We start from the raw sequence: 13,492 nt of genomic DNA, 5'->3' as shown, positions 1-13,492 counted from the left end.
GGAAGATGAGCGAAAGTGCGTTCCGGTACATGGTCGCCGATCAGAGGCAGTGCACCACTGCATACGAATGGGTGGCTGACATCTATCGTGGAATGATCAGGTCAGTCAGCTGCCCGGGCGTAGGCGCCTTTCCGCGGTTGAGGACGATCGCAGCCCCTACGGCCAGCACCGGTAGCAGGGCGACGAGCGCAGCGTCGGGAAGGCCCGCAACGGCAGCACCCGCCAGTAGCGCGACGACCGATACCCCGACGGCGACAAAGCGCAGGCCCTCCCGCGGAGCCGCACGCTCCTCGCCGAGCTGAGCGTCGTCCAAGAGCCGGCCCACATGCCCCTCGGCGTAGCGCTCAGCGATCGTCAGCAGCAGGACCATCAGGTCCTCCAGCGCCTGTTCAGGCTCTGCGTCCTGTCGGGCTTCCGCTTCTCGCAGGACTGCGACCACCCGCTCGGAGTGCTCCTTGATGACCCGCTCGTGGTGACGGCGTGCCTTGCCCTTACGTGATCGGTACGCCCGCCAGACGATCCGCTCTGCAGTGCGTATCGACACCCTGGCCACCGTGCTGCCCGGTGGAGCAGTGCGGTGCTGGCGATGCGCCTCGGCGCACTGCAACGCGGACATCACCAACGCCACCACCGGCCAGCACTCCAGGTAGGCAAGCGGCCCGCCGGTAACACCGGTGCTGCGGTGCCGCATTCGGTCCTGCGCTTCGCGCTCCCTGCGTTGCTGCTCCGGGCTCTTTGCCTGCCTTGCGGCCACAATCGCCCTGCGCACCACCAGAGCAACGGCGAGTACGAAAAGGACCATCACCGGCCCACGCACCGTATGGAACACATCGCTCGCGCCGTCCCAATGGCGCACCTGTCCGGGCACACCGTGCGCCCAGCTCATGAACGCCCCCAACGGATCAAGTCCCGTCGGGGCCTTTGCCGAGTCAGGCGGAGGCGGCTGAGACATCTTGCTCCACGTTCCTAACTCCCCGGCCTTCCACACCATGAACAGCACGAAGCCGAGCAGCGCCACGAGGACAGGAAGGGCCGCCTGAGTCGCGTAGAACCACCGTGCCACCCACCCAGGAACGAGACCCCATCCCTGCGGAAGCCGGTCCACCACACTCGTTGGCGTCATTTCCCGCAGCCGGTTGAGTAGCTTGCCCGAACTGCCCCGCGCCCACTGCAACCGTCGACGCTTCACTGCCGCGAGGGCGCTCCTGACCGGAGCAGCTATCCGGCGGCCGGTCCGCTGTCGCGTCCTCTGGGTCATGTCCCACGCGCTGCCGACGAGCGTCCAGACGACGATCCCGCCGATTAGTATCCACAGTTCCACGCAAGGCAGTCTCGCGCATCCCGCTGACACTACGACTGTCCACGCCATCAACTGTGCGCAATTGTAGGCTTGTTGAAGGGTCGTGCCGCCCGTGCTGATGGCAAGTTTGAGGCGGCACGGCAGAATCGTTGCTCAGGAGAAACGAGATCTTGGCAAGGGCGCCGACTGGTGCTCTGCCGGCTCACCGAGTCACCCGAGCAGAACATTGTGAATTACCGGGAGAGGGCCCGAGGCGGCAGAGAAGGAAGCCTCAGATCCGCTTCTTCGGCATCGGGTCATTCTGCTAGGCGGGCATGCGGCAGTACAACAGCTCAATGAACACCTGGGGGCAGGCTGGCATGTGAGTGCAGTCGAAATCATTGCTCGAGAGAAGAGACAGCTTTGAGAACGTCGCCTGCGGCCAGGCCTCTGCGGGTCCTGGCGAGCCTGGGCGCGGAGGGGGGCTGCTATGGCGGTTGCCTTGGCACCGGCTAGCCGGTCAGCATGCGCACGACGATCGGTGGCTTCGGGCCTCTTCCGCGTCGCGCTCGGCGCACTCTTCAGGCACCATCCGTAGCAGTGGCGGGGAATCGCCGAGGCCGTTCTCTCCATCGGTGCAGACGACGATGTGCTGGGGGTTGGAGTGGACGCCGAGGAAGCCGGTGACCTGAGCCCCGCCGGGCAGGGCCCACCGACTGGTGTCGCGACGGCACTGCAGGAGGAGTTCGCCCTCGTCGTTGACGACGAGCATGTTGCCGGCGGGGACCAGGGTGTTGGCCCTAAGCGCCTGGGGCTGTAGCAGTACTCAGTCCCGGCCACGTGGTGCTCCTGACTGTCGGGCCCCCAGGGGCGCGCTCCGGGTGCTGAGGCGGCCTGCCCGTTAACTCTTGTCGACGGCCCTTCTGGACGTCGTTCACCATCCGTACCCTGGCCACGTTGCTCCGATCAGCGAGGGGATCTCGACGTGGGTGAGAGCTTGATGTTGGGCCACCGGCTCCGCGTGGCGCGCAAGACGCGGGGGCTGTCCACCGCGCAACTCGCCCAGCGAGTCGCGGTTTCTCCCAGCCAGATAGAGAAGTTGGAGTCCGGCGCGCGGAAGGCGACGCCGAGTCTGAGACTGGCTCTGGCGCGGGCACTGCACTTCGGCCCGGAGGTGCTCACCGGCCAGCCCTACTACGGGGAACCGGAGGCCGAGGAAGGGGTGCATGCCGTCATACCGGAGTTGCGGCGCATCCTGCTGTGTTTCGACGCTCCCGACGAGTTGGAGACCCGTCCGCGAACGCTGCCGGTCCTGGCCTCTGAGGTGGACCAGATTGCGGCTCTCCGGCGCGATGCTCGGTACGTACCCATGGGGCCGCTGCTGCCCGCAGTGATCACCGAACTGACCCATGTGGCCTTTGGCGCGCGCGGGGACGAACAGCAGAAGGCGTTCTGGCACCTGGCCCGCGCCTACCGCGCGGTCAACAGCCTGGCTCACAAGATGGGGCACCACGATCTCGGCAACACGGCTTTGGAGCGGGTGCGTTGGGCCGCTGATCGAAGTGGTGATCCGCTCATGCAGGTGACGGCCGGATTCCTCGTGGCGGGGGCGATGCTGCGCCAGGGTGCGACCGAGTCGGCCCGTCGCAAACTCAAAGGGCTGCGCGGGGAGCTGGAGCGGTTCCAGCCGGAGCACTCGTACACCCACGACGCACTGGCGGTCGACGGAGCTCTGTTGCTGAAGCTCGCGGTGGTCGAGTCGAGGGAGAACAACCCCGACGCAGTCGAGGAGTTCCTGCAGGAGGCCGAGCAGGTCACACGGATGGGGGGCAACCGGGACAGCCTTGCCTACGAGATGAGCTTCGGGCCGACGAACATCAAGATTCACACGGTGCACGCGCTGATCGACACCGGGGACAGCGAGCAGGCTCTGGCCCGGCTTGCCGAATGGGGCCAGGGTGGAGCCGAGTGGGTGCCGCCGGCCGCGACGGTCGGCGAGCGATCCAGCCACCACCACATCGACGTCGCCTCCGCGCGCCTGGCCGAAGGCGACCGTGGCGGCGCCTTCGCCGAGCTGAAGCAGGCGAGGAAGATCGCCCCCAATCACACCCGATTCCACCCATCTGTGCGTGAAACGGTCGGATCTCTGCTGCGTATGGATACGCACCCGTCTGCCGAACTGTCCGCGTTCGGCTCCTGGGCGGGCGCTGCGTAGCACAACGTGCCGAGGAACAAAGCCAGTTGACGTGATTCGGGTGCGGACAGTTTGTCCGCGCGCACCGGCCTTGCGAGTGGAATGGTCCTCTCACACCCAGTTGTGAGGGGGCCTTTCCTATGTCCGATGCGATTCCGTCCGCGCGGCTGCCGAGGTGGATGCCCATCGGCAGCGAGCCGGAGTTGTGCCCCGCCGGTACGTGGTGGGATGCCGTCCGCGCGCCTGAGTGCGTAGGGCGCCGGGCCGTGGCGCTCATCGAGGAGCAGGAACTGCCTGTTGGGCCGGTCATTCTCGACAGTGGTGGCCGGGAGCCACGGATGTACTTCCTGATGTCGGTCGGCACCGCGGCGCGGTGGGAGGAGCCGGGGACCGTTGCGCTGGGGGTGACCTGTCACGTGGTGGTCCCGCAGGCGGACCGCATCGCCGGTCCGGGATTGCACTGGTACCGGCTGCCGGCCAGGCCCCGCTCGCTGAACCCTGCTGACGGGCTGCATCGTGCCCTGATCAAGGCGCGCAGGGAGCGAGAAGGCCCCCTCTAGAACTCGCTCTGCGGCCGGGCGCCGCCGCCCCCAAGGCCGGTCGCACCGGATCCTGTGAGAAGGCACCGCTCCTGCGCGGCCACCCAGTACGGCGGCTCGATCCCCCGTCGGGGGTGGGACTGGACAAGGCCGTTGAGGGCGTACGACTTCCTAGGCGGCGATCGGAATCCCGGAGCCTCTTCCGCCCAACCGGCGGGCCGCCGTTGCCCGCGGGTTCTTCGATTCCGTTCACGGCGTGAGTCCGGACCTGTGACCCATCCCTTGGTCCTGGCGGCTGCCGGAACAGCGCCACACCGAGACGTCCAGATCGACCCGGCCCGGAACGGAGTTGTCGGCAACTGACTGTGCATGACACGCCGCACCCGGCTTCAGGCTGCCCCCTGACTGCCGCCCCCACGGCATCCATATCTCCCACGGACGTGGAGGGCGGCTCTTGAACTCTCGTCGGAGCCCTGGCGAGGGAATCGAACAGGAAGGAGCACGAGATGGCAGAGACCACAGCACCGCCCCCTACCCGGAGCGGCCTTCTGGTGGCGGTGGAAGAGCTGACCGCTGTCCACGACCGGTACGACAGCCTCCGGTCCGACAACCAGGGGAGTTCCGGAGACGCCCCGTGGCCCGGCGGTGACGGCAACTTGACCGACGTCGCATAGCACCAGGCGGCAGGGGCGAGTACGGCGCTTTTCGCTCGCCCCCGCCGCACCTGCACCACATGGTCGAACTCATGAGGAGGCAGCAATGGAACACCAGTTGATCAATGCCATAGAGGGGGCGCTCGGGTGGGATGGCCCCGGCGGACTCGGCAAGGGATTCGCGCGGGGAAACATGGATGCCCCCGCCCTCGCCGCCCGCATCCTGACCCCGAACCGCCTGCTCGACATCGCGATGCGCAGGAGCCTGAACCGTCCGCAGTTCCGGTGCTTCCAGAAGGGCGTGGAAGTCCACCCGGCCATCTACTACACCGACGTCGTTAGCCCTCGTGGCCAGAGCATCCCCACGGTCAACATGCGGAGCCTGGGAGGGCTGTTGGGGGAAGGCGCCACGCTCATCCTCGACCAGCTCAACGTCTTCGACCCGACCATGGAGGTCGCCTGCCGGGCGCTGCAGTGGTGGTCCCACGAGCGAGTGCAGGTCAACGCCTACCTGACGACGAACGACGCCGCCGGCTTCCCGCTGCACTGGGATGACCACGATGTGGTGATCGTTCAGCTCGCGGGCGAGAAGGAGTGGGAGGTACGCGGGACCTCCCGCGCGGTTCCCCTCTACCGGGACGCCGACCCCAACACCACCCCGAGCGAGGAGATCGTGTGGTCCGGCGTCATGCGGACCGGCGACATCATGCACATTCCCCGGGGTCACTGGCACCAGGCCACCCGCACCGGCAGCGGCTCGGGCAAGAGCCTCCATGTGACGTTCGGGATCACCCAGCGCACGGGGACGAGTTGGATGGGATGGCTGGCCGACTGGTGCCGAGAGCGAGAGGTCTTCCGGCAGGACCTGGACCGCGGCCCCGGCGCCAGCAGCCAAGCCCTGGCCGAGGCCGCCGTCCAACTGATCGGCGAACGTGCGCCCGCTGACTTCCTGGCGGCCTACGAGCAGCAGACGACCCTGCCCCGTCATGTGCCCTACCTGGACATCCTCGGGCCGCTGGAGACCGCGGTGTGCACCACACGCTTCCGCCCCCAGATCCAGGAGAACGGCGACACCGTCGACGTCCTGGTCTCGGGCAAGAAGCTCACCCTCGCGGCCAAGGCCCTGCCCGCCCTGCGCCTGCTGCTGAGCGGCAGGCCGGTCCCGCTCGACGAGGCGGCTGCCGTGGTGGGTGCCGAGGTGGTGGAGGCCGCCGAGATCTTGGTGAAGGAGGAGATATGCGCGACGCTGACCCCCGAGTTGTCCTCGGGTTACATCGGTCTCGTCACGAACGCCGTCTCCTGACCGGCGCGCTGGACCTCGGCGTCACCGCGCTCGACACCAGCTCCAACTACCTCGGCTTTCGGTCGCACGAGGTTCTCGCGCGGGTGGCTGGAGATCTGCTGCCGAAGTTCAGGCTCTCCACCAAGGTGGGTTATCTCCCAGGGCCGGACAGGGTGGAGCACTCCCTCGACCCGTCGCGGTTGCAGGGAGCCGTGGAGCAGGCGGTCAAGGATCTTGGGCGAGAGCCGGACCTGGTCTTCCTGCACAATCCGGAACACTCTCTCGAAGGCACCGCGTCCCACAACCGATACGCACTCGCCCAGGCGTGCGCCGCGCTCGACATCGCAGCGACGAAGGGACTGTGCGGTGCCTGGGGTGTCGCGTCCTGGGACCCGGCGCCACTGGTGGACCTGGTCGACATGGCCCTGCCGCAGCCGTCGGTCCTCATGGTGCGCGCCGGCTTGCTGGTCGGGACCAGGACTCTCGATGCTGCGGATGCGGTCGCCGCGGCATGGGGTCTCGGCAGCGACAGGATCTGGGGGATGAGCCCCTTCGGGGGCAGTACCCGCGCCCCGGTGTGGGACAGGATCAACCCGGGTGTCTTCCTCAAGGGCGACGGCCAGCTGTCCCGCGAGCAGGCGGCCTTTCGAGCGGCGTACTGCCTTCCGCAGGTCAGCACCATGGCCGTGGGCACGGACGAGCGCGCTCACCTGGGCCAACTGATGTGCGCCCTGACCAGCCAGGTTGATGAGCGTGCCGTCCGCGAGTACCGAGACCTCATCCGTGCCCGATCGTGTGGTCAGCCCGCCTGAAGCTCCGCGATGATCTGCTCTGCCATGCGGCGCGCGGGCTCCAGCCGGGGGTCCTGCGGGTGCGCGTCCGGTCCGAGGATCTTCGAGCACGCGAAGAGCGTCATCAGCTTGCCGTCCCGGCTCTCGAAGTCGTGGCGCCGTTCGTGCCGTACGCGATCGGCCAGAGCGGGGACGGCAAGAGAGCTCCCCCACAGCGAGGCGGAATCCAGGCCCTGTGGCGCGTTGCCCCAGTCCTCCCAGTCGAAGAGGGAGAACGTCGGCGCCGTCATATTGGCCCAGTTCAGGTCCGCGTGGGCTGGCACCCACCGCTCGACGGTCGTATCGAAGCCGTCGCTGGGGGAGACGCTGCGGACCGCCTCGGTGACGAGAGCCTGCGTGATAGTGGTGGTGTCGGGGGTGGCGACGCGCCTCGTGTCCTGGGTGGCAAGCGTGTCCAGGGAGCTGTTGAACGCCTGCCACCATGCGTCCTCCAGATCCGGGTCCTCGCTGAGGATCGCGTTGCCGATGGGCGCGCTCGGCAAGAGCTCGGTCTCGTCGGCTCGCCACATCACGGGCTCGTCCGCATCCCCCCAGACCACACATCCCTGCCAGGTGGGCTGCGCAATGCCTTTCAGACGCGCGGCGCACTCGGTGCCGTTCCAGCCCTGCACGCCGATCTTGTCGAGCCCGCGCCTTTCAATACGGATCCACGTCCGCCGGTCCGTCCGCGCCCCGACCGAACGGCGTTTGCGTACCACCGTGTCCCGGTCCAACTCGACTTGAAGGGATCGCTCTACGTGATCGAGAACGTTGTCGACCGGTTCAACTCGCAAGTCAACGGCGCGCGCCGAGGGTGCCGAGGGCGTCATGCGGGCGACCGTAGCACCGGAGCCCATGCCGATCTCGGTCAAAGTGGTTCAGACAACTCGGCACATCGTCGGGCGCGGCCTGATGGCGCCACGACTGGGGCATTCGGCTGACGGCTGGGGTGGCAGAAGGTGAGACTCAAGCCCCGTGGAACCGCGAAGCGCACCACGAGGTCGTCACCTACCTGCTCCCCCACCGTCACGGCGCCCAGGGCGAGGCTGAGTGGTGGGCCGAGGAACAGGCATCCATCGCCCCCCGAGGCGTGCCCATCGCTGTCCTGCCTCTCGTGGTCTTGGCGGAGGCGCACCGCTCCCGCCAAGAGCGGGACCAGAAGACGCACGGCCTGACGATCCACCCTGGGTCGAGTGCTCGCAAATCGACCCGGTGCTTGAGCGGTGGTGGCGCTACCGCGCACCGTGGCCGCGCGCGTGCTTCGCCGATGACGCCAAGCTGCTGCTCAACCCCCGCTTCGCACTCGCGGTTTCACTCCGCAGAGGCCACGAGTGTCCCAGGCCACATTGAAGCGCGTCTCGTGATTCGAGCCGGCCCGTCGGCGTGCGCGCCACCGGCGACTGTGTCGCCCTTCTGGTCTGGCAGGTGGTGCGGCTCAAGGTACGCAGAGGGCACGTCGCCCCCGGCAGGTCCAGACAACGAACAAGCCCCAGGCCGATGACCTGGGGCTGAAATCAAGAGCGGGTGACGAGAGTCGAACTCGCACTCTCAGCTTGGGAAGCTCGGGTGATCCAGGGCCAGCTGTCCATCGGACCTGCGGGGTAACGGCCTGCGAGGGCCTGACGGGTGTCTCCTGGATGTCCGCGATTCCCCGTGGTTCCCCGCCCAACCTGGCACGCGTCTGGCACGATCAACTGTTGGTCTCAGCCGAGCCATACGAGCAACTAGTAGCGGAAGCTGGCCTGAGTGCCCCTTACGTGGATGAGGAAGTCGTCGATCGATTCGCTGCCGTCGGCAGGCACCAATGACAGCCCTAGAGCATCCACCGCTCCCATGGCTCGCTCGACCCTTGGAGGGTCAGGCTGCTCTGCCTCTATTGAGTGGGTCCACTCCTCAAGGATGGGGCGAACGCCTTCCCAGGCCGACGTCCCGGTGAAGTGGCAGCGAAACCACGGCTGGTCGATCTCGTCGAGCGTGAGAGTTCCGAGCAGGTTGTTCGCCTGCAAGAGTTGCCAAGATCGATCGGTCATCAGTCCCCCTCAAGAGCGAGCACCGGCACAGTAGCGTGTCGGTGCATCTGCCCTATGACCTTCTGATCCGTAGCTCTATGCAGCGAGGTCAGAGACGTTGCCCCGGTCGCGACTGAGCCTTAGAGAGCCGCGGAGGGTCGCTCCCGCTTACTGCGGTTGCTGTACTTCGCTGCTGTATGGCATCCGGCAGAGGCGAGCGCTACGAAGGCTGCTGCGTCCACGTACGAACGGACTGTTTCGGCGACTGGGCTCCAGATCATGAGAACGAAGATGATCACGATGATCCAAGGTTGCCGATAGCGGATTGACAGGTCCCTGGGCGGAAGGGGCACACTCATGACTGAACCTCCGGGTTCATGGCCCATCACAGAGCCCTTTCTTCCAGGTCGGAGCTTGTGATGGGCCTTTGATGTTTCCGGATATGGTGCCGCGCCTCGACGGATGAGGTGCTCTGCTGCGACACCAACAGGCCACGCAATCGGGCACCCAACGACGCTCTTGTACATTGCGACGCAATGTACTTATGAGCCACGCCAAATCTGGCTGCACAGCACTTCAGGGGAGATCTGAGACCGCTAGCACTTCTTTCATCCACGCAGATCAAGGGCTCAGTTTCTGAGCCTTAGTTAGCCTTAGTTAGGCGTAGTTAGCTGTAGTTAGCGGCGGCGGCAGCTCAATAACATGGCCGAAAATCAACGAAGATCACCCAATAGATCGATCTTGAAAACCGTCGTGGTGCGAGCCACCGTGGGTTCAAATCCCACACCCACCGCGCAGGTTGAAGGCCTCTGACCAGGAACATTGGTCGGGGGCCTTCGTCGCGCTCGCTGCCCGTTGGTGACCGTGGTTCCCCGTGAGTTCCCGGTCTATCGGGCACGGAGGGGGCACGGGCAGTCAGTGCTGCATGGCACTGTGCCGTCATGACGACAACGACAGAGCTCACCCTCTTCGCCGACTACTTCCAGATACACGTATCCGATGCGGATTCGGACGGCGACCTGAGCGACGCGTGGACGGACCAGGCCGTTGCCGATCACCTCGCGGTTGCACCGGATGCGCTGGGCATCGGCACGGTGGTCAATGTCAACGTGTCCGTCACCGTTGTCGTTCTGCCCGAGGAGCCTAGGGACGACAGCTCTGCATTCGATCACGTTGTTGAGGCCAGCCTCGATGTGTCGTTGGGGCGCCTGATGGTTCTGGGCTGCACGGACTACGCGCCCGAGGCGGCTACATTTGACGTCCCGGCAGGCTGGAACCGCGTCCGCGTGTCCCAGAGCAACTTGGCTCGGGCAGCTCAGGCCGACGTCGACTCCAGCAAGAGCATCGAGACCACTGAGAAGCTTCGTATCCAGGTGTGGGCGGCCCCGGAAAGTCCAGCGAAGATCATCAAGCGGTGGTCTTAGTTCGCTTGAGTCTTTGAAGGCTGGCTCGTGCTTCCCTCCTACGCGCCGAGCTTTCCCACTATCCGTTACCCACCACTCACCTCAGCTCCCATCCCGTCTGCCGTCGACCCACACACCGTGGAGCGGGCGTGGTTCATGGCGTCCAGGTGGAGCGCGCCACTGTACGAACGACCTGGACGCCATGGGCCGCGTCTGCTCGGCTCTGCCTGGGTCGATGGCAGACGGGATGGGAGCTCCCCACGCACGCCCCATTCGGCCGGCACGCGCGAGCGGCGCCCTGTCCATCCCGGAGCCGGCCGCGCCCCCGCCGGAGGCATGTCCTTGACCGGGGCCTTGTTCATCAAGGGCTCTACCGTCGGGCCGATACTTGCTTGCGGCCACTGGGCCGGGCCCTGCGCCGAAGGCGTGAGGGCCCGGCCCAAGGGGCCAGCCCGCGCTGTGCGCGGGCCCTTGAACCGGTAGAGAAAGTTGTAACGCACTCCGAGTGCTGCAGGCTCGGGCTTGGCTGTGGGTTCCGGACGATGGCGCGCGCCCAGGCCTCCACGTGGGCGACAGCGTCCCGCTACCGTCCAGCACCCCCGCCCGCGGCGACCCGCGCCACCGTCGCCAGCGCGACATCCCACGGGTACTCCTTCGGCGCCCCCGACCCCGCGGGGTTGGGCGTGAAACCGTCCTCCCCGTACAGCACCGTCACTGCCTGCTCGCGCAGTTCCGCCACGCTGCGGTCGAGTTGGCGGTGTCGGGCGTACGCGGCGTTCACGCACGGCACCGTCACCGTGGGGATGCCCTTGCCGATGGCCTCGGCGGCGACGCCCACGACGAATGTCGATGTGAGGCCCAGCGCCCAGGAGTTGAGGGAATTGAACGTCGCCGGGGCGAAGAGGAGTGCGTCCGCCGGTGGCCAGACGTCGGGTTCGCCGGGCAGCTTGTACTCGCTGCGGACCGGATGCCCGGTCAGCGCTTCCAGCCCGTCGAGTTCGGCGTCGAGCCAGCGCGCCGCGGTGGGCGTGAGGCCCAGGCACACGTCCCAACCATCGAGCCGCGCCTTTTCGGCGACGTCCGCGACGTCGAAGGCCGGCGGAGCCGCCGACGCGAACAGGTACAGGGTTCGTGTCGTCCGCGCACTCGGCGCGTTCCGTGAACTCGAGGTCATGTCCTTCATCCCACCCCGGGGCCGAACCGCACGCAACTCCCCCCGGATCAGGCGGATCAGTGAAGGAACCCGGTCGGCGGAGCTCCCCGTGGGTACCGTTCCAGATGTCGCCCCAGGAGCGGAGCCCCAGCCATGCCCGGAGACAACCACCCCGGCGCCCGCATCTCTCACCAGCGGAAGCTCGCCGGGTACACACAGCGGGGCCTGGCCATGAAGGCCGGCTACTCGTACAGCCTCCTGCACCAGGTGGAGAGCGGGCACAAGGCGGCGAGCCCGGACTTCATCGCGGCCTGCGCGCGGGCGCTGCGGATCGATGTCGCGGCGCTGACCGGGCAGCCGTACATGACCGAGCTCCAGCAGGACCGCCTCGCCGAGCTGATCAGGCCCATTCGCGAGTCGCTCGACCTGTACGACCTCGGCGCCGACCCCGAGACAGCCGTGAGGGAGACACCTCACCTGGTGGAGGCTGCCGCCGCCCTCTGTCGGCAGGTGCGGGCCACACACCTCCACGCAGCCGCCCGTTCCCTGCCCCGGCTGATCGCCGAACTGACCACGGCCGCGCACCGCATGCCTTCGACCGACCTGTGGGCGGCGCTCGGTTCCGCCTACCGCACCGCTCACGACGTCACCATCAAGCTCGGCTTCTACGACCTGTCCACCATCGCTCTGGACCGTATGGACTGGGCCGCGCAGCGCGCCTCCGACCCCGTCCTCTCCGCCGTACGCCAGTACATGCGAGGGCTCGTCTACCACCGCGAGGGCGAGCACACCATCGGGCTGCGCCTGGTGAACGCCGGTCACCAGCTGCTTTCCCAGGCCGACGAGACTCCCGAGAGCCTCGCTGTGGCCGGGCAGTTGCACCTGGGCGCGGCCGTCATCGCCGCGCGTGCTCGTGACGAAGGCATCGTGCGGACCCACCTGGGCGAGGCGAAGGAGATAGCCGGGAGGGTTGGGGAAATGGGACACGTCCACTGGCTGTCGTTCGGCCCGACGAACTGCGTCGCGCACGAGCTCTCCGCGCTCACCGAGATGGGGCGGCACGGAGAAGCCGTGGCGAAGGCCGAGGAGATCGAGCTGCCTCCGTCGTGGCCCGCGTCGCGCCGCGCCCACGTGTGGATCGACCGGGGGCGCTCGGAGATGGAGACGGGCCGCAACGAAGCGGCCCTCGCCTCTCTCGCGAAGGCCCGCGAGTTGGCTCCGCAGCAGACGCGGTACCACCCCGGTGCCCGTGCGACCGTCGAAGGACTGGTGCGCCAGCAGCGTCGTACCCCTGATGCCCTGGGACACCTCTCCGCCTGGCTCGGTCATTGAGCGCACGTGACGTCGGGTGTCACCGCGGAGTGACAGTTGACCCCCTTGCCCGTCGCCATCCTGGTCGTGGACCTGATCGGTGCTGAAGGCAGGGGAAGACCCGTGAACCTCCATCTCCACCTCCACCAGACAGACGGAGCGATCTCCGACTGGCTCGCGCGCGCTCGGCCGGGCCCGGCTCAGGCCCGGCGCGAGTGGGCGGAACGGGGCGTCGCACTGCTCCCGTGCGGCCCGCGCTTCTGCGCGGTGCGGCTCCCGGGCTCCCTCGTGCACGCGGCCCTCGGCACGGATTCACCGTCGCCCGTGGACGTCTCGCTCGCGGCGATGCTGAGCGGCCCCCTGTTCCGCAATGTCTCCGGCGGCCAGTACTACGCGCTGGTCAACGGCGCCGACCGACTGACGTGGCCGTACGACGACGAAGCCGCGTTCCTGGGTCCGGGCACCTATCTGGGCATCCCGGCCGTCCACCGCACCGCTCCGCCCGGGCCTCATTGGGTGAGCCTCCCGCATCAGCCCGGCGACCTGTGCGCCCTCCCGTCCGTAGCCGCACTGGTCGGCCTGGGCCTCGCACGGTCGGCCGCGGGGGCGTCATGATCCCGGTCGCGGGATGGGCCACGTATCAACTCCTGATCTCGCACCTGTACGAGTGCGGAACCTGCCAGGCGGAGCGGGACTGCGAGCCGGCCACACGCATTAGACGGGCACTTCGCGCCGCCCGACTCGCGGACGCGATGCCACACGACCCGGCTCGTGCCACGGAGCCGGCACGAGCCGAAGGCCCTGAGCGCCGACCACGCGCACAACACAAAGGCCCAGGT

13 protein-coding genes are annotated in these 13,492 nt (G+C 67.4%); 8 read left to right on the top strand and 5 right to left on the bottom strand.

Annotated elements, in window-relative coordinates:
• Window positions 1–82: 82 nt before the first annotated feature.
• Both ACZ592_RS10110 and ACZ592_RS10105 read right to left on the bottom strand, forming a co-directional pair.
• Window positions 83–1,321: a hypothetical protein gene (locus tag ACZ592_RS10110; RefSeq protein ID WP_471581050.1), complete on the bottom strand. Its 1,239-nt coding sequence runs from the start codon at window positions 1,319–1,321 to the stop codon at window positions 83–85.
• 478 nt (window positions 1,322–1,799) lie between these two features.
• Window positions 1,800–2,051 carry a hypothetical protein gene (locus ACZ592_RS10105; protein WP_471581049.1) on the bottom strand — a complete coding sequence of 84 codons (252 nt, stop codon included), beginning with the start codon at window positions 2,049–2,051 and terminating at the stop codon, window positions 1,800–1,802.
• 228 nt (window positions 2,052–2,279) lie between these two features.
• Here ACZ592_RS10105 and ACZ592_RS10100 point away from each other — a divergent pair, with 228 nt between their 5' ends.
• The 5 genes from ACZ592_RS10100 (at window position 2,280) to ACZ592_RS10080 (ending at window position 6,759) form a co-directional block, all read left to right on the top strand.
• Window positions 2,280–3,494: a helix-turn-helix transcriptional regulator gene (locus tag ACZ592_RS10100; protein WP_471581407.1), complete on the top strand. Its 1,215-nt coding sequence runs from the start codon at window positions 2,280–2,282 to the stop codon at window positions 3,492–3,494.
• Window positions 3,495–3,739: 245 nt separating this feature from the next.
• Complete coding sequence (locus tag ACZ592_RS10095) at window positions 3,740–4,033, top strand: hypothetical protein (protein WP_471581048.1); 294 nt, start codon at window positions 3,740–3,742, stop codon at window positions 4,031–4,033.
• 485 nt (window positions 4,034–4,518) lie between these two features.
• Entirely contained in the window at window positions 4,519–4,686 is a 168-nt protein-coding gene (locus tag ACZ592_RS10090; protein WP_382800963.1) for a hypothetical protein, read from the top strand.
• Window positions 4,687–4,771: 85 nt separating this feature from the next.
• Complete coding sequence (locus ACZ592_RS10085) at window positions 4,772–5,968, top strand: JmjC domain-containing protein (protein ID WP_471581047.1); 1,197 nt, start codon at window positions 4,772–4,774, stop codon at window positions 5,966–5,968.
• Window positions 5,902–6,759 carry an aldo/keto reductase gene (locus ACZ592_RS10080; protein ID WP_471581046.1) on the top strand — a complete coding sequence of 286 codons (858 nt, stop codon included), beginning with the start codon at window positions 5,902–5,904 and terminating at the stop codon, window positions 6,757–6,759. Before ACZ592_RS10085 ends, ACZ592_RS10080 begins: the two co-directional genes overlap by 67 nt.
• Here ACZ592_RS10080 and ACZ592_RS10075 read toward each other — a convergent pair.
• Window positions 6,747–7,607, bottom strand: a complete 861-nt coding sequence (locus ACZ592_RS10075) for a hypothetical protein (RefSeq protein ID WP_471581045.1) — start codon at window positions 7,605–7,607, stop codon at window positions 6,747–6,749. The genes ACZ592_RS10080 and ACZ592_RS10075 overlap by 13 nt on opposite strands.
• An 894-nt stretch (window positions 7,608–8,501) precedes the next feature.
• Window positions 8,502–8,807: a hypothetical protein gene (locus tag ACZ592_RS10070; RefSeq protein ID WP_471581044.1), complete on the bottom strand. Its 306-nt coding sequence runs from the start codon at window positions 8,805–8,807 to the stop codon at window positions 8,502–8,504.
• 920 nt (window positions 8,808–9,727) lie between these two features.
• On the opposite strand from ACZ592_RS10070, the gene ACZ592_RS10065 reads away from it, so the two are divergent.
• Window positions 9,728–10,210, top strand: a complete 483-nt coding sequence (locus ACZ592_RS10065) for a hypothetical protein (RefSeq protein WP_471581043.1) — start codon at window positions 9,728–9,730, stop codon at window positions 10,208–10,210.
• Between the two features lie 562 nt (window positions 10,211–10,772).
• Here the strand turns inward: ACZ592_RS10065 and ACZ592_RS10060 are convergent.
• Entirely contained in the window at window positions 10,773–11,363 is a 591-nt protein-coding gene (locus tag ACZ592_RS10060) for a flavoprotein (protein ID WP_471581042.1), read from the bottom strand.
• A gap of 132 nt (window positions 11,364–11,495) precedes the next feature.
• On the opposite strand from ACZ592_RS10060, the gene ACZ592_RS10055 reads away from it, so the two are divergent.
• Together ACZ592_RS10055 and ACZ592_RS10050 are read left to right on the top strand one after the other, a co-directional pair.
• Complete coding sequence (locus tag ACZ592_RS10055; RefSeq protein WP_471581041.1) at window positions 11,496–12,674, top strand: helix-turn-helix domain-containing protein; 1,179 nt, start codon at window positions 11,496–11,498, stop codon at window positions 12,672–12,674.
• A gap of 36 nt (window positions 12,675–12,710) precedes the next feature.
• Window positions 12,711–13,268 carry a hypothetical protein gene (locus ACZ592_RS10050; protein WP_471581040.1) on the top strand — a complete coding sequence of 186 codons (558 nt, stop codon included), beginning with the start codon at window positions 12,711–12,713 and terminating at the stop codon, window positions 13,266–13,268.
• Window positions 13,269–13,492 lie beyond the last annotated feature (224 nt).

The organism is Streptomyces sp. NPDC040622 (assembly GCF_055593965.1).
This window is presented reverse-complemented; position numbering and strand designations above follow the sequence as displayed.